This window comes from Pseudomonas donghuensis, assembly GCF_000696345.2.
Taxonomy (GTDB): domain Bacteria; phylum Pseudomonadota; class Gammaproteobacteria; order Pseudomonadales; family Pseudomonadaceae; genus Aquipseudomonas; species Aquipseudomonas donghuensis.
On sequence record NZ_CP071706.1, the window covers coordinates 2,018,817 to 2,041,624 of the forward strand.

Consider the following 22,808-nt stretch of genomic DNA (forward strand, 5'->3'; position numbering starts at 1 on the left):
CTTTATGTTCAAGTCTTCCTTTATAGGGATGGGGCTGGCACTGCTTGCGGGTTGCGCCAGCGTCAATGCGCCGGTGGCCGACAGTGCCTACACCCGGGTCGAATCGCACATTCCCGGATGGGGCGCGATCATCGAGCTGAGCAGTGGCAAGCAGATCTCGCCCACTCAACTGCTCGATGAGCTGGCGCCGGCCCAGACGGTGATGGTCGGCGAAGTGCACGACAACTTCGCCCATCACCTGATCGAACAATGGCTGGCCACTCACCTGGCGCAGCGTCGGCCCCAGGGCGCGGTGGTGCTGGAAATGCTCGACAGTGAGCGGCAGCGCCCGGTGAATGAAGTCCAGGCCTGGCTGGGGCAGGGCAACCAGGTGCGCAGCCAGCGGCTGAAACAGATCATCCACTGGGACGAGCGCTGGAGCTGGGAGCAGTACGGCCCCCTGATGGAGGCCCTGATGACGGCGCCGTCCACGCTGTTGGCCGGCAACCTGCCGGCCGCTGAGCGCAAGCGCTTGATGGCGGCAGCGGTACAGGACCCTGACGGCCTGTTCCCGTCACCCGGCATTGCCGCACGCCAGCGCCAGTACATCAAAGAGATGCATTGCGGGCAGATCGATGCCGTGCGCATGAACGGCCTGCTTGCCATCCAGCACGCCCGCGACCAGCGCATGGCGCAGGTGCTCGATAGCGCCGAAGCGCCCCGGCTGTTGTTCGCCGGCGTCCTGCACACGCTGAAAAGCCTGGGCGCCCCGCAGTACCTGGCGCAAGGGGCGAGTGATCCGGGGCTGAAAGTGCTGGTGATCAGCGAGCAGGGCCATAGCCTTACGACCCGGGATGCCGACTATGTCTGGCTGCTGCCAGCTGAGGATGCCGACGGTACCGCCCTGGTTGCCGACGCGGGCGGCTGCGATCAGCCCGCCCATTGAACCCTTCACTACAAGGAATTTATCCATGACTCAACTGACTGATAGCGGGTTCAAGTGCCTGGACCTGCCCGCCGTGCAAGTGGCCGCCCAACTGCATACCCTGGGCCCGGTGCGCACCCGCACACCGGCCAGCCACGCCTCGATCGAGCAACTAGGCCGTTATCCGCAGTCCGACGACATCAGCGAAGCGGGGTTGGTGATTGGCGAGGATGGCCTGGATCTGCGCTTGAACCTGCGCGCCTGGCACTGGGTCGGCATCTCGCTTGATCCTGAGGTGGGTGTCTACAGCCTCAGTGTCTTCGATCGCCACGGCAAACTGCTGCTGTGCCTGGCCTCGACGGAGCAATCGTCACTGGCCGGCTGGGCAGCGCTGTATGGACGGTGCGTCGAGAAACCGGCCGATTTCAGCGTGCAACCTTCCTTCAGCAAGCGCAATCCGCAGGTGCCCGGCCTGGTCGAAGAGTGGGCGGCGATGGCCAACGTCCATGAGCACTTTGCCTTGCTCAAGCGCCACGGCCTGACCCGCTTTGAGGGTAACGCCCTGGTGGCGCCGCAGTTCGCCCGGCAACTGGCGCAAACCAGCCCGGTCGCGGTGTTCCGGCAATTGGCCGCCAGTGCGCTGGAATTGATGCTGTTCGTCTACAGTGCCGGTAGCGTGCAGATCTTTACGGGCCGGCTGACGGGCATGAGCGAGGCGGGCGCTGAGCTGCTGTTTGATATGCCTGCCAGTGAACAGGCGGCGCCTACCGGCTTTAGAATCGCCGATGCGCCGGATGCGCAAATCTGGCGCGTCTATAAGCCTAATCAGGTCGGCGGCGTCACCAGCCTTGAGTTTTTTGACGCCGAGCAGCGTCTGATCGTCCAGGTGTTCGCCCGTCGCCCGGCGGGGCAGCCTGAGCAGTTGGTCTGGCGTGAATGGCTGGATGCTCTGGAGGCGGCGCGATGAAGCGCTTGCTCCTCGGCCTGCTGGCGGCGTGTACGGCAATGACCGTACAGGCCGAATCTGCCGACACCCTGGTGATCGGCAATGACCTGGCGGAAATCGTCGATCGCCTGGGCGGCACCTCGCGCCTGGTCGGCCGCGATGATTCCAGTCGTTATCCTGAAGCCATCGCCAACCTGCCATCGGTAGGCTACTTGCGCCAACTCTCGGCAGAAGGCGTGCTGACCCTCAAACCGCAACGGCTGCTGATCAGCGATGCCGCCCGCCCGACTAGCGTACTGCGCCAACTCGGCGGTCTCGGGCTTGAGGTCGTAAGTGTCGCCCGAGGCAAGGGTATTGGCGATATCCCGGGCAAGATCGAGCAGGTTGCACTGGCCATGAATCGCCAGGCACAGGCTCAGCCGTTGCTCGATGAGCAGCGCCAGCTAGCGGCGGCGCTGGCAACGATGCCGGCATTGAAAGGGCCAAAGGCGGTGTTCATTTTCAACCGTGCCGGCATGACGCCGTTGATCATGGGGCGTGGTACCGAAGCCCAGGCCGCGCTGGAGCAGGCCGGTATCGAAAACGGCGCTGGCTTCAATGCCTATAAGCAAGTAGCAGCGGAAGCCATGGTGGCGCTGGCACCGGACTTCGTCATTGTCAGCAAGGCCGGGCTGGCAGCATTGGGCGGTGAAGACAACCTGTGGAAGCTCGGCGGCCTGGCGCACACTCCCGCCGGACAGCATCGGCGCCTGGTGCTGGTCGATGACCAGGCGCTGCTCAACCTCGGGCCGCGCACGGTGCAGGCCATGTTGCAGTTGCGTCAGGATGCGGGAGCGCTGTTCCCATGAAGGGCGCCGGGAATGTCTCATTGCCGACCCTGGTGCTGATGCTGGCAGGGTTGTGCGCGATGCTGGCGACGTGCTCGCTGGTCGGCAGTATCGGCTTGTCGCCGCGGATTCTGCTCGGTGAGCTGCCAAGCGCGCTGGAGTGGCAGGTGTGGAGTGAAGTGCGCCTGCCTCGGTTGCTGCTGGCGGTGCTGGTGGGGTCGACCCTGGCCGCTGGCGGCACAGCCATGCAGGGCCTGTTTCGCAACCCCTTGGCCGACCCGACGCTGCTGGGCCAAGCCAGCGGCGCGGGGCTTGCGGTTTCGATCTGGGTGGTGCTGTTCAAGGGCCGCTTTGCCGGGTTGGAGCGCTATGGGCAGTTTCTCGCCGGTTTCATCGGCGCCTTGCTGGTGACCCTGGTGATTTTCCGTATCGGTCGTGGTTACAAGGGGCGTGAGTCGACCATTACCTTGCTGCTCGCGGGGTTGGTGATCAATACCCTGACGGGCGCTGTGGGCGGCATCCTTACCTACCTCGCCAGCGAAGAACAGCTGCGCCAACTGAGCCTGTGGGGGATGGGCAGCCTGAGCAGCGCCGAGTGGTCGACCCTGGCCGTGGCCTGCCTGGTCCTGCCATTGACCTTGTGGGTGTTGGCGCGTTGCGCCGCTGACCTGGACCTGTTCCAGCTGGGGGACGTGTCTGCCCACGCTGCCGGGCTGGATGGTGACCGGTTGAAGAGTCGCGTAGTCCTGGCTTCGTCGCTGGGGGTAGGCTTGTGTGTGGCCTTGAGCGGCATCATCGGTTTTATCGGCTTGCTGGTGCCACACTGCCTGCGTCTGTATTTCGGCCCGGGCCATCGTTTGCTGATTCCGGCTTCGATGCTCTGCGGCGCGATTCTGCTGCTGGTGGCCGATACCCTGGCGCGCAGCTTGACCAGCCCGGCGGAAATCCCCGTAGGCCTGGTCACCAGCATCATTGGCGGGCCGTATTTTCTCTGGTTGTTACTCGGTCGCAAGGTGCGGGAGTTCTGAGATGCTTGAACTGATCAATGTCAGCCTGGAACAGCCGTTCGCTCTGGCACCCATCAATGCGCAGATCAAGGCCGGTGAGCTGCTCGGGCTGATCGGTCCCAATGGCGCAGGTAAAAGCACGCTGCTTTCGCTGATTTCTGGTTACCTGCAGCCAGATTCCGGGCGCATCGAATTGCTGGGTCGTGAACTGGCTGCTTACCTGCCCGGACAACTGGCGCGCAGGCGGGCTCTGGTAACCCAGCAGATGGACAGTGCCTTTGATTGGCAGGTCGATGAGTTCATTCGCCTCGGTCAGCAGCATCCCGGTGAGCCCTGCGCGGGCATTGTCGACGCCCTGGATATCCGCCATCTGCTGGGGCGCGTGGTGTTGTCCCTGTCCGGTGGCGAGCTGCAGCGGGTGACCATTGCCCGGGCCATGAACCAGCTGGCAATCAGCCCCACGACTGACGCCTGGCGTGATGGCCAGGGTTGCCTGCTGTTGCTCGACGAGCCCACCAGTGCCCTGGACATCGGCCAGCAGCAGAACCTGATGCGGGTTTTGCGCAAGCTCGCCAGCTCCGCGCAGATTGCCGTGGTGTGCGTGCTACACGACCTGAATCTGGCGGCGCGTTATTGCGATCGCCTGTGGTTGCTGGAGAGCGGCCGGCTCTGTGCCAGTGGTGCGCCAGCCCAGGTGCTCAGCGAGCAGCGTATCGCCCGGGTATTTGCCGCCCAGGTGCATGTCAGCCCGATGGGCCGGCACCAGGTGCGCATCGAGCTGGCGCCATGAAGGTGCTTAACGAGCGCTCAAGGTCACCCAGTAGCGCGAGCGTCGCTGCACCTGCAGTGGCAATGAATGGGGCAGGGCGTCGAGCACCGCATCGGTATCGGCCAGCGGATAGACGCCAGAGATACGTAGCGCGGCAACCTCGTCGCTGCAGCGCAGCAGGCCTGGCCGATAGCGGCTGAGCTGCTCGACAAAGGCATCCAGGCGCATGTTGTCGGCCATCAGCAAGCCCTTGCTCCAGGCTGGCTCGGTCTGGTTAGCGGTAGCCGGCTCGATGCGCGTCGGGGTGAAGCGGGCGCGTTGCCCCGGTGTCAGGCGCAGGGTGCTGCCCGGCGACTGCTCGGTGCGTACCTCGATCACCCCTTCGAACAGCGCGACCTGGGTCAGGCCCGGTTGCAGTTCGACGCAAAAGCGTGTCCCCAATGCCCGCACCAGGCCCTGCGGCGTTGCCACGCCAAGTGGCCGCTGGGCGGCGTCCGGCGGGTGGCCGCTGCTGATCAGCACGCGCCCGCTGCGTAACTCGATGCGGCGTTGCTGGCTATCGAACTGCACTGCTACCTCGGTGTCAGCATCCAGGGTCAGCTGGCTGCCGTCCTCCAGGGTAATGTGCTGCGGCGCGCTGGCACCGTTGCTGTAGGTCAGAGTCTGACTAGGGCGCCAGACGTTGCGGTAGGCCAGTTGCCCGGCGCAGCCGAACAGGCCGAGCAGCACCAGGGTTTTCAGCGTTTGGCGGCGACTGCTCCGCTTGCCGAGGGACAGGCTCTTGTAGCCGGCCTGCGGCTCCAGCCCGGCCATCCGGCGGCGTAGCGCTTCGATGTGCTGCCAGGCGCGTTCGTTATCCGGATGGGCGGCGCGCCAGTGTTCCAGCGCTTGCTGCTGCTCGGGGCTGAGCCGGCCTTCCATGGTTTCGGTGAGCCATTGTGCAGCTTCGCGGGTGGTGCGCGGATTGAATGGCGAGGGGCTCATGACAGGTCGGCAAAAAAGCAGTGTTGGTTGGCTCGAACCAGGTAGAGCTTCACCGAGCGGCTGCTGACCTGCAGGCGCTCAGCGATTTCGGCGATCTTCAAACCCTGCAGGTGCGACAGCAGGAACGCTTCGCGGACCTTGCCCGGCAAGGCGTCGAGCATGCGGTCGAGCAAGGCCAGTGCTTCGAGTGCCAGCACGCGGACTTCGGGTGAGGGTTCCACTGTTTCGGGCAGGCTGGCCAACGCTTGCAGATACGCCTGTTCGACCAGGCGCCGGCGATAGACATTGGCCATCAGCCGCCGCGCCACGGTCGACAGGAACGAGCGCGGCTCGCGAATGCTGAACAGGTCCTTGGAGCTGAGAATGCTCAGGAAGGTGTCCTGGGCAATGTCGGCGGCATGTTCCGGGCAGCCGATGCGGTTTCGCAGCCATCGGTGCAGCCAGCGGTGATGGTCGTTGTAGAGTGTGCTCAGGCTGGTGTTGAGCGCGGCTGGAGAGTGGCGGGTGTCCATCGGGGGCGAGATCGGCATCGGGGTTTCGGGAACGCAGTATAGCGAGACTAATTATCAAATGTTAATGATTGTTATTAGTGTCTTTGTGGTGGCTTGAAACTGACTTGCCACTTGATCGCGCATGGCTAGTGACAAGCGATCAAAAGCTGATAGATTTCAGCCGGTTGAAACAGTGGCCGGGTTTGCGGTCGCGAAAAGGAAGAGCACCATGATTTCACCCGAACGTCAGGCCATTGCCCTGCAGCGCTATCTCCAGGCCCATCCGCAGATGCGCGAGGAGATCGCCGCGCTCAGCGAGCACGAGCAGGCTCAGCAGGTCCTCTGGGCCTTCGAGGATGCCGCGCAGGAGCAGGGGCTGGAACCCTGGGAGTTGACCTTGCAGTTGATCGCCGAGTCCCCCGGGGAGCTTGCGGCCATGCGCCTTGAGGTGCACCGCGAAGCGGCCGAGGCGCTGGGGATGGAGTGGGAAGAGTATTGCGCGTTCAATGACATCATCGAGGAGGCGCCGTAATGCGGCGACTCGGTTTTGTAGTGTTTTGACAATATTTTCTGCAGCCCCGGGGCTGGATCGTCATGCGTTCACGTGTGGGGTCCAGGCCAGGGCCTGTGTGTGTTGAGCGGCCCTCGGCGGGGTTTTTGCCGGGGTCTTTGAATGAAATGGACCGGCGTGCTTTCCCGTCGTCTTGAACGGGGTGACTTCTGGCCTTTGAGCCACTAGAATGCTTGCCCTTGATTCTGGAGTCGGGTATCGCCGGCTAACGTCTGTGCAACGAGGAATATCCATGCAAGTTTCTGTTGAAAATACTTCTGCTCTCGAGCGCCGCATGACCATCGCCGTTCCGGCCGAGCGCGTCGAGACCGAAGTCAACAAGCGTCTGCAACAGACTGCCCGTCGTGCCAAGGTCCCAGGCTTCCGTCCTGGCAAAGTGCCGATGAGCGTGATCCGTCAGCGCTACGAAGACGCCGCCCGTCAGGAAGCCTTCGGCGACCTGGTACAGGCTTCCTTCTACGAAGCCGTGGTCGAGCAGAAGCTGAACCCGGCTGGCGCCCCTGCCGTCGAGCCAAAATCGTTCGAAAAGGGCAAGGACCTGGAATACGTCGCCATTTTCGAAGTATTCCCTGAGTTCACCGTTGCCGGTTTCGACTCGATCGCCGTCGAGCGCCTGAGCGCCGAAGTGGCTGACGCCGACCTGGACAACATGCTGGAAGTGCTGCGCAAGCAGAACGTTCGTTTCGAAGCCGCCGACCGCGCTGCCCAGAACGAAGACCAGCTGAACATCGATTTCGTCGGCAAGGTCGACGGTGAAGTGTTCGCCGGTGGTTCGGCCAAGGGCACCCAGCTGGTGCTGGGTTCCGGCCGCATGATCCCGGGCTTCGAAGAAGGCCTGGTTGGCGCCAAGGCGGGTGAAGAGCGCGTTCTGAACCTGACCTTCCCTGAGGACTACCAGAACCTGGACCTGGCTGGCAAAACCGCCGAGTTCACCGTTACCGTCAACAGCGTTGCCGAGCCAAAGCTGCCTGAGCTGACCGAAGAGTTCTTCGCCCAGTTCGGCATCAAGGAAGCAACCCTGGAAGGTTTCCGCACCGAAGTTCGCAAGAACATGGAGCGTGAACTGCGTCAGGCGATCAAGACCAAGGTCAAGAACCAGGTAATGGACGGCCTGCTGGCTGCCAACCCGATCGAAGTGCCGAAAGCCCTGCTGGAAAACGAAGTGAACCGCCTGCGCGTTCAAGCCGTTCAGCAGTTCGGTGGCAACATCAAGCCTGAGCAACTGCCGGCTGAACTGTTCGAAGAGCAAGCCAAGCGCCGCGTCGTGCTGGGCCTGATCGTCGCCGAAGTGGTCAAGCAATTCGACCTCAAGCCTGACGACGCCCGCGTTCGCGAAATGATCCAGGAAATGGCCTCGGCCTACCAGGAGCCTGAGCAGGTCGTGGCTTGGTACTACAAGAACGACCAGCAGCTGAACGAAGTCCGTTCGGTTGTGCTGGAAGAACAAGTTGTGGATACTGTTCTGCAGAAAGCGACTGTGACCGACAAATCGGTCTCTTACGAAGAAGCTGTCAAGCCAGCCCAGGCACCTGCCGCTGACTGATTTCTTTCTTTCGTAGGAAAACACCACAAGCCAGCCTTCGAGCTGGCTTGTGCGTATTCAAGACATGACTATTTGGGAGTGAGTGCAGGACATGTCCCGCAATTCTTATTATCAGCAGAGCTCTGACATCCAGGCCGCAGGCGGCCTGGTCCCGATGGTTATCGAGCAATCCGCTCGTGGCGAACGCGCCTATGACATCTACTCGCGCCTTCTGAAGGAGCGGGTGATCTTCCTGGTCGGCCCGGTAGAGGACTACATGGCCAACCTGGTAGCGGCGCAGATGCTGTTCCTTGAAGCGGAAAACCCGGACAAGGATATCCATCTCTACATCAACTCGCCGGGCGGTTCGGTGACTGCCGGTATGTCGATCTACGACACCATGCAGTTCATCAAGCCGGACGTCTCGACCATCTGCATCGGCCAAGCCTGCAGCATGGGTGCTTTCCTGTTGGCTGCGGGTGCAAAAGGCAAGCGTCATTGCCTGCCGAACTCGCGGGTGATGATTCACCAGCCACTGGGCGGTTTCCAGGGGCAGGCGACGGATATCGAGATCCACGCCAAGGAAATCCTTTCCATCAAGTCGCGTCTGAACGAGTTGCTGGCCTACCACACAGGTCAAGACCTGGAGACCATCAAGCGTGACACTGAGCGCGACAATTTCATGAGCGCCGAGCGCGCAGCCGAATACGGCCTGATCGACTCGGTCTACGACAAGCGGCAACTGGCCTCCTGAATCCGGGTGCCAGAGCAGGCGGGCGCGCATTGCGCCTACTTGCGGACTTGAAAAAGCCCGCAATTGCCTTCATCTTGTGTTGCAAGCCTACCGGATTGGATCGATCGAATGACTGACACCCGTAACGGCGAGGACAACGGCAAATTGCTCTATTGCTCCTTCTGCGGCAAAAGCCAGCACGAAGTGCGCAAGTTGATTGCCGGCCCCTCGGTATTTATCTGCGACGAGTGCGTCGACCTGTGCAACGACATCATCCGTGAGGAGGTGCAGGAAGCCCAGGCCGAAAGCAGCGCGCATAAACTGCCTTCGCCGAAAGAAATCAGCACCATCCTGGACCAGTACGTCATTGGTCAGGAGCGTGCGAAAAAGGTACTGGCGGTAGCGGTGTACAACCACTACAAGCGCCTGAATCAACGCGACAAGAAGAACGACGATGTCGAACTCGGCAAGAGTAACATCCTGCTGATCGGTCCGACGGGCTCGGGTAAGACCCTGCTCGCCGAAACCCTCGCGCGTCTGTTGAATGTACCGTTCACCATCGCCGACGCTACCACCCTGACCGAAGCTGGTTACGTGGGTGAAGACGTCGAGAACATCATTCAGAAACTGCTGCAGAAGTGCGACTACGACGTGGAAAAAGCCCAGATGGGCATTGTCTACATCGACGAAATCGACAAGATTTCGCGCAAGTCGGACAACCCGTCCATCACCCGTGACGTCTCGGGCGAGGGCGTGCAGCAGGCGCTGCTCAAGCTGATCGAGGGCACGGTCGCTTCGGTTCCGCCGCAAGGTGGTCGCAAGCACCCGCAGCAGGAGTTCCTGCAGGTCGATACGCGTAACATCCTGTTCATCTGTGGCGGTGCGTTCTCGGGCCTCGAAAAGGTCATTCAGGCACGCTCCACCCGCGGCGGCATCGGCTTTGGTGCCGAAGTACGCAGCAAGCAGGAAGGCAAGAAGGTTGGCGAGTCGCTGCGTGAAGTCGAGCCTGACGATCTGGTCAAGTTCGGCCTGATTCCGGAATTCGTTGGTCGTCTGCCTGTGCTGGCGACGCTCGACGAGCTGGACGAAGCTGCGCTGATGCAGATTCTGACCGAGCCGAAGAATGCCCTGACCAAGCAGTACGCCAAGCTGTTCGAAATGGAAGGCGTGGATCTGGAGTTCCGCAGCGATGCGCTCAAGTCGGTGGCTCGCAAGGCCCTGGAGCGCAAGACCGGGGCTCGTGGCCTGCGTTCGATCCTCGAAGGCATCCTGCTCGACACCATGTACGAGATTCCTTCGCAGAAGGATGTCAGCAAGGTGGTGATCGACGAGAGCGTCATCGATGGCTCCTCGCAGCCGCTGTTGATCTACGAGAACAGCGAGCCGCAAGCCAAGGCTGCACCCGACGTCTGAGTCGCCCTGCGGCTCGATTCAAGCAAGGGGCCTTCGGGCCCCTTTGCTTTTCCTGTCGCAGCGCTTGTTTTTTTGCGGGCCTGCCCCCACATTAACTCCACGCTCAAATTCCATCGGTTTCCGGCCATAAGGCCGCTGTAGAGGCGAAATCATGAAGACCACCCTCGACTTGCCTCTCCTGCCATTGCGTGATGTCGTCGTTTATCCGCATATGGTCATCCCACTGTTCGTGGGGCGCGAGAAGTCCATCGAGGCCCTTGAGGCCGCGATGACGGGCGAGAAGCAGATCCTCCTGCTGGCCCAGAAGAACCCCGCTGACGACGATCCAGGCGAAGACGCCCTGTACCGCGTCGGTACCATTGCCACCGTCCTGCAACTGCTGAAACTGCCCGATGGCACCGTCAAGGTGCTGGTCGAAGGTGAGCAGCGCGGTGCCGTTGAGCGTTTCAACGAAGTCGACGGGCACATTCGTGCCGAGGTTTCGCTGATCGACGAGTCCCAGGCTGCCGAACGCGAGTCTGAAGTCTTCGTCCGTAGCTTGCTGTCACAATTTGAACAATATGTTCAGCTGGGCAAGAAAGTCCCGGCTGAAGTCCTGTCGTCGCTCAACAGCATCGACGAGCCTGGGCGCCTGGTCGACACCATGGCAGCGCATATGGCGCTGAAGATCGAGCAGAAGCAGGAAATCCTCGAAATCCTCGACCTTTCGGCCCGTGTTGAACACGTGCTGGCGCTGCTGGATGCCGAGATCGACCTGCTGCAGGTCGAGAAGCGTATCCGTGGCCGGGTCAAGAAACAGATGGAGCGCAGCCAGCGCGAGTACTACCTGAATGAGCAGATGAAGGCCATTCAGAAAGAGCTCGGCGACAGCGAAGAAGGTCACAACGAAGTCGAAGAGCTGAAAAAGCGCCTCGACGCCGCCGGCCTGCCCAAGGATGCCTATGCCAAGGCCCAGGCCGAGCTGAACAAGCTCAAGCAGATGTCACCGATGTCGGCTGAGGCCACTGTCGTGCGTTCCTACCTCGACTGGCTGGTGCAGGTGCCGTGGAAGGCCCAGAGCAAGGTGCGCCTGGACCTGGCCAAGGCCGAGGAAATCCTCGACGCCGACCACTACGGGCTGGAAGAGGTCAAGGAGCGCATCCTTGAGTACCTCGCCGTGCAGAAGCGGGTGAAAAAGATCCGTGGCCCGGTGTTGTGCCTGGTGGGCCCGCCGGGTGTGGGTAAAACCTCCCTGGCCGAGTCGATCGCCAGCGCCACCAACCGCAAGTTCGTGCGCATGGCCCTGGGCGGCGTGCGTGATGAAGCCGAGATTCGCGGCCACCGCCGTACCTACATCGGTTCGATGCCCGGTCGTCTGATTCAGAAAATGACCAAGGTTGGCGTGCGCAACCCGCTGTTCCTGCTCGACGAAATCGACAAGATGGGCAGCGACATGCGTGGCGACCCGGCCTCGGCGCTGCTGGAAGTGCTCGACCCCGAGCAGAACCACAACTTCAACGATCACTACCTGGAAGTCGACTACGACCTCTCGGACGTGATGTTCCTCTGCACCTCCAACTCGATGAACATTCCGCCAGCCCTGCTGGACCGGATGGAAGTCATCCGTCTGCCGGGTTACACCGAAGACGAGAAGATCAACATCGCGGTCAAGTACCTGTCGCCCAAGCAGATCAAGGCCAACGGCCTGAAGAAGGGCGAGCTGGAGGTCGATGTCACGGCCATTCGCGACATCATTCGCTATTACACCCGCGAAGCCGGTGTGCGGGGCCTGGAGCGCCAGATCGCGAAAATCTGCCGCAAGGTGGTTAAGGAGCACGCCGGCCTCAAGCAGGTGGCGGTGAAGGTCACGGGCGAGCAGCTCGAGCACTACCTTGGCGTGCGCAAGTACCGCTACGGTCTGGCCGAGCAGCAGGATCAGGTCGGTCAGGTCACTGGCCTGGCCTGGACCCAGGTGGGCGGCGAATTGCTGACCATCGAAGCGGCAGTTATCCCGGGCAAGGGCCAACTGATCAAGACCGGTTCGCTCGGTGATGTCATGGTCGAATCGATCACCGCCGCGCAAACCGTGGTGCGCAGCCGGGCGCGGAGCCTGGGTATTCCTGCCGACTTCCACGAGAAGCGCGACACCCATATCCACATGCCCGAAGGTGCCACGCCCAAGGACGGTCCAAGCGCCGGTATCGGCATGTGCACCGCCCTGGTCTCGGCCCTGACCCAGATTCCGGTGCGTGCCGATGTGGCCATGACCGGTGAGATCACCCTGCGTGGCCAGGTGCTGGCGATTGGTGGTTTGAAGGAAAAACTACTGGCCGCTCACCGTGGTGGAATCAAGACGGTGATCATTCCGGAAGAGAATGTGCGCGATTTGAAGGAAATTCCTGAGAATATTAAGCAGGATCTGCAGATTAAACCGGTCAAATGGATTGACGAAGTCCTCCAAATTGCGCTGCAATACGCCCCGGAGCCCTTGCCCGATGTGGCTCCGGAGATTGTCGCCAAGGATGAAAAGCGCGACAGCGATTCCAAGGAAAGAATCAGCACGCATTAGTACGTATTTGGCTGGGGGGCTTTCTTGACAGTATTTTCAGGCCCTTGTTATAAAGCGGCACTTAAGTGTCAACAGGCCACCCAGCGCTCGTTTAGCTTTTCATTACATACTTAGAAACAAACTCAATAGAGATATAAGGGGACTTAGAGTGAACAAGTCGGAACTGATTGACGCTATCGCCGCATCTGCTGATATTTCGAAAGCTAGCGCTGGCAAAGCGCTGGACGCAGTAATCGAATCCGTCACCGGCGCCCTGAAGGCAGGTGACTCCGTGGTACTGGTAGGTTTCGGTACCTTCTCCGTCACCGACCGTCCAGCGCGCACCGGCCGCAACCCGCAAACCGGCAAGACCCTGGAAATCCCTGCCGCCAAGAAGCCTGGCTTCAAGGCTGGCAAGGCTCTGAAAGAAGCCGTCAACTAAGTCGCTTCCTTCAGGCACACGCCTAACCGAGCCCGGTTCATGCCTGGCCCGGCTGCCGAGCGTCGGGAGGCCTGATACCAGGTTCCCGGCGCTCGGCCAGTTACGAGAAGGCGCATCCTCGGATGCGCCTTTCTTCTATCAGGACTCTACCCACGCTCCACGGTTGGTTCATTCAGTACAACCGTTTCTGGGGGACGCATGCTGCAGAATATCAGGGACAATTCACAAGGTTGGATTGCCAAGACCATCATCGGTGTCATCGTAGCCTTGATGGCACTGACCGGCTTCGATGCCATCTTCCAGGCCACCACCAACAGCCAGGACGCTGCCAAGGTCAATGGCGACACGATCAGCCAGAACGAGCTGAGCCAGGCCGTCGACATGCAACGTCGGCAGCTGATGCAACAGCTGGGCAAGGATTTCGATCCGGCCATGCTCAACGAGCAAATGCTGCGTGAAGCCGCGCTCAAGGGGCTGATCGATCGCAAGTTGCTGCTCCAGGGCGCCGAAGACGCCAAGTTCGCTTTCTCCGAGGCGGCCCTCGACCAATTGATCCTGCAAACGCCTGAATTCCAGGAAGATGGCAAGTTCAGCGCCGAGCGCTTCGACCAGGTCATTCGCCAGATGGGCTACGGCCGTCTGCAATTCCGCGAAATGCTGGCCCAGGAAATGCTCATCGGCCAACTGCGCACCGGCCTTGCCGGCAGCGGTTTTGTCACCGACGACCAGGTCAACGCTTTCGCCCGTCTGGAAAAACAGACCCGTGATTTCGCTTCGCTGACCTTCAAGGCCGACCCGGCCGCGGTCAAGGTTACCGACGAGCAGATCAAGGCGCACTACGACCAACACGCCAAGGAATTCATGAGCCCCGATCAGGTCGTCATCGACTACATCGAGCTGAAGAAGTCCGCGTTCTTCGACCAGGTTGAAGTCAACCAGGACGAGCTCAAGGCGCTGTACGAGAAAGAAATCGCCAACCTCGCCGAGCAGCGTCATGCCGCGCATATCCTTGTCGAAATCAACGACAAGGTGAACGAGGGGCAGGCCAAGGCCAAGATCGAAGAGATCCAGGCGCGTCTGGCCAAGGGCGAAGACTTTGCCACCCTGGCCAAGGAATTCTCCCAGGACCCGGGCTCGGCCAACAACGGCGGTGACCTCGGCTATGCCGGGCAGGGCGTCTATGATCCGGCCTTCGAAGAGGCGCTGTACGCGCTGAACAAGGACCAGGTCTCGGGGCCGGTGCGTACCGAGTACGGTTTCCACCTGATCAAGCTGCTCGGTGTCCAGGCGCCGGAAGTACCAAGCTTCGACAGCCTGAAAGACAAGCTGACCCGCGAGCTCAAGGCCCAGCAGGTCGAACAGCGCTTTGTCGAAGTGACCAAGCAACTGGAAGACTCGGCGTTCGAAGCCTCCGACCTGGCCCAACCGGCTCAGGAGCTGGGCCTGAAGGTGCAGACTTCGGCGGCGTTCGGTCGTGAAGGCGGCGAAGGCATCACTGCCAACCGCGCCGTGATCCAGGCTGCGTTCAGCACAGAAGTGCTGGAAGCGGCTGCCAACAGCACGGCCATCGAGCTGGATCCGGAAACCATCGTTGTGCTGCGCGTCAATGAACACCGCAAGCCTGTGCAACTGGGCCTTGAAGTCGTCTCCGAGAGCATCCGCAAGCACCTGGCCAAAGAGCAGGCGACTGCTGCACTGAAGACCAAGGCCGATGCCCTGATCGCCGGTCTGCGTGATGGCAAGATTGCCCTGGCGGCCAGCCAGGACGGTCAGGCCTGGAAAGTCCAGGAAGCGGTTTCGCGCAGCCAGGAAGGTATCGACCCGGTCGAGCTGCAGGCGCTGTTCCGCATGAGCAAGCCAGAAGCCAAGGACAAGCCGGTGTACGCCAGCGTCACCCTTAACGATGGTAGCCTGGTGGTACTGCGCCTGAACGGCGTCAACGAAGGCGCTGCGGCCACTGAAGAAGAGAAAGCGACCTATCGCCGCTTCCTCGCTTCGCGCGCCGGCCAGCAGGACTTCGCGGCGTACCGCAAGCAGCTGGAAGCCAAGGCGGATATCACTCGCTACTGAGTGCTTGATGCTTGAAACAGAAAAGGCCGCTGATGCGGCCTTTTTTGTTTTCAGGGTCTAGGGATGCACTGGCTCCTGTGGGAGCTGGCTTGCCAGCGATCGAGCGCGAAGCGGGCGTAATCCAGGCGACGCGACTAGGCCGGTGTTGGCGCCAGAAACGCGGCCTCCAGCAACTGCCGTGTATACGCATGCTGCGGGTCGGCAAAGATATCCGCCGCCACCCCTTGCTCCACCACCTGGCCCTGCTTGACCACCATCAACTGGTGGCTGAGCGCTTTGACCACCGCCAGGTCGTGGCTGATGAACAGGTAGGTGAGGTTGTACTTGCTCTGCAATGAGCGCAGCAGTTCCACCACCTGGCGCTGCACGGTACGGTCCAGTGCCGAGGTCGGCTCGTCGAGCAGGATCAGGGCCGGCTTGAGCACCAGCGCCCGGGCGATGGCGATGCGCTGGCGCTGACCGCCGGAGAACTCGTGCGGATAACGATGCCGCGCCTGCGGATCGAGCCCCACCTCATGCAAGGCGGCAATGATTGCCTGCTCCTGTTCGGCGGCGCTGCCCATGCGGTGGATGCGCAGGCCTTCGCCGACGATATCGCTGACGCACATGCGCGGGCTGAGGCTGCCGAACGGGTCCTGGAAGACCACCTGCATCTGCCGACGCAATGGCCGCACCTGCTGCTGGGTCAGGTTCTCCAGGGCCGTGCCCTGAAAGCGGATGCTGCCCTGGCTGCCAAGCAGGCGCAGGATCGCCAGACCCAGGGTCGACTTGCCCGAACCGCTTTCGCCGACGATACCCAGGGTCTGGCCCTGTGGCAGGCTGAAGTTGATGCCGTCCACGGCCTTGACGTAATCGACGGTGCGCCGCAGCAGGCCCTTCTTGATCGGGAACCACACGCGCAGGTCCTCGACCTGCAGCATCGGGGCGCCAGGCGGGTTGCCGGCCGGCCCGCCGCTGGGTTCGGCACCGAGAAGCATCTGCGTGTAGGGGTGTTTGGGGTTGCGGAACAGTTCTTCGCAATCGGCCTGCTCGACGATCTGGCCCTTTTGCATCACGCAGACCCGATGGGCGATGCGCTTGACCAGGTTGAGGTCGTGGCTGATCAGCAGCAGGGCCATGCCCAGGCGGGCCTGCAGGGACTTGAGCAGTTCGAGGATCTTCAACTGTACGGTAACGTCCAGCGCCGTAGTCGGTTCATCGGCGATCAGCAGGTCGGGCTCGTTGGCCAGGGCCATGGCGATCATCACACGCTGCCTCTGACCGCCTGAGAGCTCGTGTGGCAGCGCCTTGAGGCGTTTGTGGGGCTCGGGTATGCCGACCATCGCCAGCAGCTCCAGGGTGCGCTCGGTGGCCGCCTTGCCGCGCAGGCCCTTGTGCAGCAGGAGGATCTCGTTGATCTGCTTCTCGATGTTGTGCAACGGGTTGAGCGAGGTCATCGGCTCCTGGAAGATCATCGCGACACGGTTGCCGCGGATGCGCCGCATCTGTTTTTCGTCGAGGGTCAGCAGGTCGCGCCCCTCGAACAGGATGCTGCCGCTAGGGTGGCGGGCCAGCGGGTAGGGCAGCAGGCGCAGGATCGAGTGCGCCGTCACCGACTTGCCCGACCCGCTTTCGCCGACCAGGGCCAGGGTTTCGCCGCGGCGGATGTCGAAACTGACCCCTTCGACCACCCGCTGGCATTGATCGCCGGTGACGAACTCGACGGCCAGGTCGCGGACTTCGATCAAGGTTTGCTTGCTCATCTCATTTCCTCGGGTCGAAGGCATCGCGGGCGGATTCGCCGATGAACACCAGCAGGCTGAGCATCAGTGCCAGCACGGCAAAAGCGCTCATGCCCAGCCAGGGCGCTTGCAGGTTGGACTTGCCCTGGGCCACCAGTTCACCCAGTGACGGCGCCCCCGGCGGCAGGCCGAAGCCGAGGAAGTCCAGGGCGGTCAGGGTGCCGATCGCGCCGGTGAGGATGAACGGCATGAAGGTCATGGTCGAGATCATCGCATTGGGCAGGATGTGCCGGTACATGATCGCGCCGTTCTGCATGCCCAGCGCCCGCGCCGCACGCACGTACTCCAGGTTGCGCCCGCGCAGGAACTCGGCGCGCACCACATCCACCAGGCTCATCCATGAGAACAGCAACATGATCCCCAGCAGCCACCAGAAGTTCGGTTGCACGAAGCTGGCGAGGATGATCAGCAGGTACAGCACCGGCAGCCCCGACCAGATTTCCAGGAAGCGCTGCCCGGCCAGGTCCACCCAGCCGCCGTAAAAGCCCTGCAGGGCGCCGGCAATCACGCCGATGATCGAGCTGAGGATGGTCAGGGTCAGGGCAAACAGCACCGAGATACGGAAACCATAGATGACCCGTGCCAGCACGTCGCGGCCCTGGTCGTCGGTACCCAGCCAGTTCTGCGTCGACGGCGGGGCAGGGGCCGGGACCTTGAGGTCGTAGTTGATGCTCTGGTAGCTGAACGGGATCGGCGCCCACAGCACCAGGCTGTCCTTGGCCGCCAGCAACTCGCGGATGTACGGGCTCTTGTAGTTGGCCTCCAGCGGGAATTCGCCGCCAAAGGCGGTTTCCGGGTAGCGCTTGAGCGCCGGGAAGTACCATTGGCCGTCGTAACGCACCACCAGGGGCTTGTCGTTGGCGATCAGCTCGGCGCCCAGGCTCAGGCCGAACAGGATCAGGAACAGCCACAGCGACCACCAGCCACGGCGGTTGGCCTTGAAGCGCTCGAAGCGCCGGCGATTCAGAGGTGACAGGTTCATCTCAGTGCTCCCGGCTGTCGAAGTCGATGCGTGGGTCGACCAGGGTGTAGGTCAGGTCGCCGATCAGCTTCACCACCAGCCCGAGCAGGGTGAAGATGAACAGGGTGCCGAAGACCACCGGGTAGTCGCGGTTGATCGCTGCCTCGAAACTCATCAGGCCCAGGCCGTCGAGGGAGAAGATCACTTCGATCAGCAAGGAGCCGGTGAAGAAGATACCGATGAACGCCGAGGGAAAACCGGCGATCACCAGCAGCATGGCATTGCGGAACACATGACCGTAGAGCACGCGGTTGGGGCTCAGGCCCTTGGCCTTGGCGGTGACCACGTACTGCTTGTTGATCTCGTCGAGGAAGCTGTTTTTGGTCAGCAGGGTCATGGTTGCGAAGTTGCCGATCACCAGCGCAGTGACTGGCAGCGCCAGGTGCCAGAAGTAGTCGAGCAGCTTGCCGGTGGTGCTCAGCTCATCGAAGTTGTTCGACGTCAGGCCGCGCAACGGGAACCAGTCCAGGTAGCTGCCACCGGCGAACAGCACGATCAGCAGGATGGCGAACAGAAACGCCGGGATGGCGTAGCCGATGATGATCGCCGAGCTGGTCCAGACATCGAAGTGGCTGCCGTGACGGGTGGCCTTGGCGATCCCCAGGGGGATCGACACCAGGTACATGATCAGCGTGCTCCATAGCCCCAGGGAGATCGATACCGGCATTTTCTCGATGATCAGGTCGATGACCTTGGCGTCACGGAAGAAGCTGTCGCCAAAATCCAGGTGGGCGTAGTTCTTGATCATGATCCACAAGCGTTCCGGCGCCGGCTTGTCGAAGCCGTACATCTGCTCGATTTCCTTGATCAAGGCCGGGTCCAGGCCCTGGGCGCCGCGGTAGTTGGAGCCGGCCACCGAAACTTCGGCGCCGCCACCGGCGATGCGGCTGGTGGCGCCCTCGAAGCCTTCGAGCTTGGCGATCATCTGCTCCACCGGGCCGCCCGGGGCGGCCTGGATGATGATGAAGTTGATGATCAGGATGCCCAGCAGGGTCGGGATGATCAGCAGCAAACGGCGAAAGATATAGGCCAGCATGCTATTTCGCCCCTTCGGCCGCTTGCGCTTCGGGCGCCGGGTTCAGCGGCACCACCGGCTCGACATCGGGCTTGATCCACCAGGTGTTGATACCGATGTCGTACTTGGGCGAAACCTTGGGGTGGCCGATGTGGTTCCAGTAGGCCACGCGCCAGGTCTTGATGTGCCAGTTGGGGATCACGTAGTAGCCCCATTGCAGCACCCGGTCCAGGGCGCGCGAGTGCTCGATCAGGCTCTGTCGCGAATCGGCGTTGATCAGCTGCTCTACCAGGGTGTCGATGGCCGGGTCCTTCAGGCCGATGAAGTTGCGGCTGCCGGGATTGTCGGCGGCGGCGCTCTGCCAGAACTCGCGTTGCTCGTTACCCGGGGAGTTGGACTGCGGGTAGCCGCCGACGATCATGTCGAAATCCCGCGAGCGCAGGCGGTTGATGTATTGCGAGACATCGACCCGGCGAATCACCAGGTCGATACCCAGGTCCGCCAGGTTGCGCTTGAACGGTAGCAGGATGCGCTCGAATTCTGTCTGTGCCAGGAGGAATTCGATGGATACCGGCTTGCCCTGGGCGTCGACCATCTTGTCGTCGACAATGCGCCAGCCGGCTTCCTGCAGCAGCTTGTAGGCCTTGCGCTGTTGTTCGCGGATCATGCCGCTGCCATCGGTGACCGGGTTGGCGAAGGCCTGGGTGAACACCTGATCGGGAATCTTGCCGCGCAGCGGTTCGAGAATCTTCAGTTCAGCGGCGTCGGGCAGGCCGCGGGCGGCCATGTCGGAGTTCTCGAAGTAGCTGCCGGTGCGGGTGTAGGCACCGTTGAACAGCTGCTTGTTGGTCCATTCGAAGTCCAGCAGCAGGCTCAATGCTTCACGCACCCGGATATCCTGGAACAGCGGGCGGCGGATGTTGTAGACAAAGCCCTGCATGCCGGTCGGGTTGCCGTTGGGCAGCTCTTCGAGGATCAGGCGCTTGTGCCGCACTGCTGGCACGTCATAGGCAGTGGCCCAGCTCTTGGCTGCGGTTTCCAGGCGGTAGTCGAACTGGCCGGCCTTGAGTGCTTCGAGGGTGACCGCACTGTCGCGGTAGTAGTCGATGGTCATCTCGTCGAAGTTGTAGAAGCCGCGGTTGACCGCCAGGTCCTTGCCCCAGTAGTCCTTGACCCGCTCATAGCGGACCGAGCGCCCCGGCTTGACCTCGGCGACCTTGTACGGGCCGCTGCCCAGGGGGATTTCCAGGTTGCCCTTGGTGAATTCGCGGTTTTCCCACCAGTGCTTGGGCAATACCGGCAACTGGCCGAGGATCAGTGGCAGTTCGCGATTATTGCTGTGCTTGAACTTGAACAGCACCCGCTGCGGGTCTTCGGCGATCACTTCGGCGACATCGGCGTAGTAGCCGCGGTACAGCGGTGCGCCATGCTTGATCAAGGTGTTGAAGGTGAACACCACGTCGTCGGCCTGGATCGGCTGGCCGTCATGAAAACGTGCCTCGGGGCGCAGGTAGAAGCGCACCCAGCTGTTGTCCGGGGCTTTCTCGATCTTGCCGGCGACCAGGCCGTACTCGGTGAAAGGCTCATCCAGGCTCTGGGTCATCAGGGTGTCGTAGATCAGGCCGATGTCGTCGGCCGCTACGCCCTTGTTGATGAACGGGTTGAGGCTGTCAAAGCCGCCGAAACCGGCCTGGCGGAAGGTGCCGCCCTTGGGCGCGTCGGGGTTGACGTAGTCGAAGTGCTTGAAATTTGCCGGATACTTCGGCGCTTCATCGTAGAGGGTCAGGGCGTGTTGCGGTGCAGCCAGTGCCTGGCTGCCGAGGCAGGCCAGCAGCAGTGCGCAGGCCTTCAGGCGCAGGCGGGACATTGGCATCATTGGGCTTTCTCCGAAGGCTTGATCCACCAGCTGTTGAGCCCCAGGGTGTAGGGCGGCGTGGCCACAAAGGCAAAGCGATTGCGGTAGGCCAGGCGGTGGTTGTCGAGATACCAGTTGGGAATCATGTAGTACTGCCACAGCAATACCCGGTCCAGGGCGCGTGCCGCAGTCACCTGGTCCTCACGGCTCTGGGCGGCCAGCAGGGTGTCGAGCAGGTGATCGACCACCGGGTCTTTCACGCCAGCATAGTTCTTGCTGCCCTTGGTCGAGGCCTGGCTTGAATGGAAGTACAGCCATTGTTCAAGGCCCGGGCTCAGGGTCTGGTTCAGGGTCATCAGGATCATGTCGAAATCGAACTGGTCCAGGCGTTGTTTGTACTGGGCCCGGTCTACTGTGCGCAAGCGTGCTTCGACGCCAATGCTGGCAAGATTTTCGACATAAGGTTGCAGGATCCGTTCAAGGTTCGGATTGACCAGCAGCAGCTCCAGCTTCAAGGGTTGCCCGGCGCTGTTGAGCAGGCGCTGGCCGTTGAGCTTCCAGCCGGCCTGGCCGAGCAGGTCAAGGGCCTGGCGCAGGGTCTGGCGGTTGATACCGCGGCCGTCGGTGTGGCTGACCTTGTACGGCTCGGTGAACAGCGCCGCCGGCAATTGCTTGCGGTAGGGCGCCAGCAGTAGCCATTCCTTGCCCACCGGCAGGCCGCTGGCGGCGAGCTCGCTGTTGGGGTAATAGCTGCTGGCACGTTGGTAGGCACTGCTGAACAGGGTGCGGTTGGTCCATTCGAAGTCGAGCATCAACCCCAGCGCCTGGCGCACCCGCACATCGCTGAAGGTCGCGCGGCGGCTGTTCATGAACAGGCCTTGGGTCTGGGTCGGGATCTTGTGCGGGATCTGCGCCTTGATCACGTCGCCGCGGCGCACCGCCGGGAAGTTGTAGCCGTTGGCCCAGTTCTTCGCCTGGTGCTCGATGTAGATGTCGAACTCGCCGGCCTTGAAGGCTTCGAAGGCCACTGCGCTGTCACGGTAGAACTCGAATTCGACGCGGTCGACGTTGTACTTGCCGCGGTTGACCGCCAGGTCCTTGCCCCAGTAATCCTTCACCCGCTCGAACACCAGGCGCCGCCCAGGCTGGACCTGGGTGATGCGGTACGGGCCGCTGCCTAGCGGCGGCTCGAAGGTGGTGGCCTTGAAGTCGCGGCCCTTCCAGTAGTGCGCCGGCAGCACCGGCATCTCGCCCAGGCGCAGGATCAGCAGCGGGTTGCCTGCGCGCTTGAAGACGAAGCGGATACGTCGCGGGTTGAGAATGTCGACGCGCTTTACTTCCTGCAGGTTGGTCCGGTAGATCGGGTGACCTTCCTTGAGCAGGGTGCGGTAGGAGAACGCCACGTCGCTGGCGGTTATCGGCTTGCCGTCGTGAAAGCGCGCCTCGGGACGCAGGTTGAACACCACCCAGCTGCGGTCTTCGCTGTACTCGACCGAGCCTGCGATCAGGCCATAGCTGGACGTGGGCTCATCACCGGAAGGGTCGTACTGGCCGGTGCCGACCATCAGGGTTTCGTTCAGCTCGCTCACCCCGTACTGCAAGAAGTTCGGCGTGGTGACCGGGCTTGAGCCCTTGAAGGTATAGGGGTTGAGGGTGTCGAAGGTGCCAAATGCCATGGCCCGCAAGGTACCGCCCTTGGGCGCTTGCGGATTGACCCAGTCGAAGTGGGTGAATTTGGCTGGATACTTGAGCGTGCCGAACTGGGCGTAACCGTGGCTTTCGCTGATTGTTGCGCCCGCGGGAAAGCTCAAGGCCAGGCTGAGTGACAGCAACAGGAGGGGACGTATCAAGTCGAGATCCGATCCAGGCGGCTTGGGCTTTATTCCGGCTACAGTAACAGCTTGTATCGACTGGAAAAAGAGTGCCGCAT

The 22,808-nt window shown here is 61.9% G+C and carries 19 protein-coding genes; 12 read left to right on the plus strand and 7 right to left on the minus strand.

Annotated elements, in window-relative coordinates:
- The first annotated feature begins 4 nt into the window (after nucleotides 1-4).
- The 5 genes from BV82_RS09250 to BV82_RS09270 are packed head-to-tail and all read left to right on the plus strand — an operon-like array spanning nucleotide 5 to nucleotide 4,474.
- The gene (locus BV82_RS09250) at nucleotides 5-925 is read left to right on the plus strand and encodes a ChaN family lipoprotein (RefSeq protein WP_081492825.1); all 921 of its coding nucleotides are present in this window, start codon (nucleotides 5-7) and stop codon (nucleotides 923-925) included.
- 25 nt (nucleotides 926-950) lie between these two features.
- The gene (locus tag BV82_RS09255) at nucleotides 951-1,871 is read left to right on the plus strand and encodes a ChuX/HutX family heme-like substrate-binding protein (protein ID WP_051636723.1); all 921 of its coding nucleotides are present in this window, start codon (nucleotides 951-953) and stop codon (nucleotides 1,869-1,871) included.
- Nucleotides 1,868-2,698, plus strand: coding sequence for a heme/hemin ABC transporter substrate-binding protein (locus BV82_RS09260; RefSeq protein WP_036994423.1), 831 nt, complete (start codon nucleotides 1,868-1,870; stop codon nucleotides 2,696-2,698). The genes BV82_RS09255 and BV82_RS09260 overlap by 4 nt, the downstream gene beginning before the upstream one ends.
- Entirely contained in the window at nucleotides 2,695-3,705 is a 1,011-nt protein-coding gene (locus tag BV82_RS09265) for a FecCD family ABC transporter permease (protein WP_036994424.1), read from the plus strand. Before BV82_RS09260 ends, BV82_RS09265 begins: the two co-directional genes overlap by 4 nt.
- A 1-nt stretch (nucleotide 3,706) precedes the next feature.
- Nucleotides 3,707-4,474, plus strand: a complete 768-nt coding sequence (locus tag BV82_RS09270; protein WP_036994426.1) for an ATP-binding cassette domain-containing protein — start codon at nucleotides 3,707-3,709, stop codon at nucleotides 4,472-4,474.
- Between the two features lie 6 nt (nucleotides 4,475-4,480).
- On the opposite strand, the gene BV82_RS09275 is transcribed toward BV82_RS09270, so the two are convergent.
- Both BV82_RS09275 and BV82_RS09280 read right to left on the minus strand, forming a co-directional pair.
- Nucleotides 4,481-5,437, minus strand: coding sequence for a FecR domain-containing protein (locus BV82_RS09275; protein ID WP_036994428.1), 957 nt, complete (start codon nucleotides 5,435-5,437; stop codon nucleotides 4,481-4,483).
- On the minus strand, nucleotides 5,434-5,967 hold the full coding sequence (locus BV82_RS09280) for a sigma-70 family RNA polymerase sigma factor (protein WP_244993535.1): 534 nt from the start codon (nucleotides 5,965-5,967) through the stop codon (nucleotides 5,434-5,436). The genes BV82_RS09275 and BV82_RS09280 overlap by 4 nt, the downstream gene beginning before the upstream one ends.
- A gap of 190 nt (nucleotides 5,968-6,157) precedes the next feature.
- Here BV82_RS09280 and BV82_RS09285 point away from each other — a divergent pair, with 190 nt between their 5' ends.
- The 7 genes from BV82_RS09285 (at nucleotide 6,158) to BV82_RS09315 (ending at nucleotide 15,206) form a co-directional block, all read left to right on the plus strand.
- Entirely contained in the window at nucleotides 6,158-6,460 is a 303-nt protein-coding gene (locus BV82_RS09285; RefSeq protein ID WP_010224373.1) for a DUF6388 family protein, read from the plus strand.
- Between the two features lie 271 nt (nucleotides 6,461-6,731).
- Nucleotides 6,732-8,042 carry a trigger factor gene (tig, locus tag BV82_RS09290; protein ID WP_010224371.1) on the plus strand — a complete coding sequence of 437 codons (1,311 nt, stop codon included), beginning with the start codon at nucleotides 6,732-6,734 and terminating at the stop codon, nucleotides 8,040-8,042.
- A 91-nt stretch (nucleotides 8,043-8,133) separates the two neighbouring features.
- Complete coding sequence (clpP, locus tag BV82_RS09295) at nucleotides 8,134-8,775, plus strand: ATP-dependent Clp endopeptidase proteolytic subunit ClpP (RefSeq protein WP_010224369.1); 642 nt, start codon at nucleotides 8,134-8,136, stop codon at nucleotides 8,773-8,775.
- Nucleotides 8,776-8,883: 108 nt separating this feature from the next.
- A complete protein-coding gene (gene clpX, locus BV82_RS09300) occupies nucleotides 8,884-10,167 on the plus strand; it encodes an ATP-dependent Clp protease ATP-binding subunit ClpX (protein WP_010224368.1) in 1,284 nt (427 codons plus the stop codon).
- A gap of 151 nt (nucleotides 10,168-10,318) precedes the next feature.
- Complete coding sequence (gene lon / locus BV82_RS09305) at nucleotides 10,319-12,715, plus strand: endopeptidase La (protein ID WP_010224367.1); 2,397 nt, start codon at nucleotides 10,319-10,321, stop codon at nucleotides 12,713-12,715.
- Between the two features lie 148 nt (nucleotides 12,716-12,863).
- The gene (locus BV82_RS09310; RefSeq protein ID WP_010224366.1) at nucleotides 12,864-13,136 is read left to right on the plus strand and encodes an HU family DNA-binding protein; all 273 of its coding nucleotides are present in this window, start codon (nucleotides 12,864-12,866) and stop codon (nucleotides 13,134-13,136) included.
- Nucleotides 13,137-13,334: 198 nt separating this feature from the next.
- On the plus strand, nucleotides 13,335-15,206 hold the full coding sequence (locus tag BV82_RS09315) for a SurA N-terminal domain-containing protein (RefSeq protein WP_036994430.1): 1,872 nt from the start codon (nucleotides 13,335-13,337) through the stop codon (nucleotides 15,204-15,206).
- A 134-nt stretch (nucleotides 15,207-15,340) separates the two neighbouring features.
- Here the strand turns inward: BV82_RS09315 and BV82_RS09320 are convergent, their stop codons facing one another.
- From BV82_RS09320 to BV82_RS09340, 5 genes are read right to left on the minus strand one after another with little or no spacing between them, the layout of a single operon-like run.
- Nucleotides 15,341-16,948, minus strand: a complete 1,608-nt coding sequence (locus BV82_RS09320; protein WP_036994432.1) for an ABC transporter ATP-binding protein — start codon at nucleotides 16,946-16,948, stop codon at nucleotides 15,341-15,343.
- A 1-nt stretch (nucleotide 16,949) separates the two neighbouring features.
- On the minus strand, nucleotides 16,950-17,969 hold the full coding sequence (locus BV82_RS09325; RefSeq protein WP_010224362.1) for an ABC transporter permease: 1,020 nt from the start codon (nucleotides 17,967-17,969) through the stop codon (nucleotides 16,950-16,952).
- Nucleotide 17,970: 1 nt separating this feature from the next.
- Nucleotides 17,971-19,044, minus strand: coding sequence for a microcin C ABC transporter permease YejB (locus BV82_RS09330; RefSeq protein WP_010224360.1), 1,074 nt, complete (start codon nucleotides 19,042-19,044; stop codon nucleotides 17,971-17,973).
- 1 nt (nucleotide 19,045) lies between these two features.
- Nucleotides 19,046-20,899 (minus strand): extracellular solute-binding protein, encoded by a 1,854-nt coding sequence (locus tag BV82_RS09335; RefSeq protein ID WP_026001399.1) that lies wholly within the window; start codon nucleotides 20,897-20,899, stop codon nucleotides 19,046-19,048.
- Nucleotides 20,896-22,725: an extracellular solute-binding protein gene (locus BV82_RS09340; RefSeq protein ID WP_050990027.1), complete on the minus strand. Its 1,830-nt coding sequence runs from the start codon at nucleotides 22,723-22,725 to the stop codon at nucleotides 20,896-20,898. The genes BV82_RS09335 and BV82_RS09340 overlap by 4 nt, the downstream gene beginning before the upstream one ends.
- Nucleotides 22,726-22,808 lie beyond the last annotated feature (83 nt).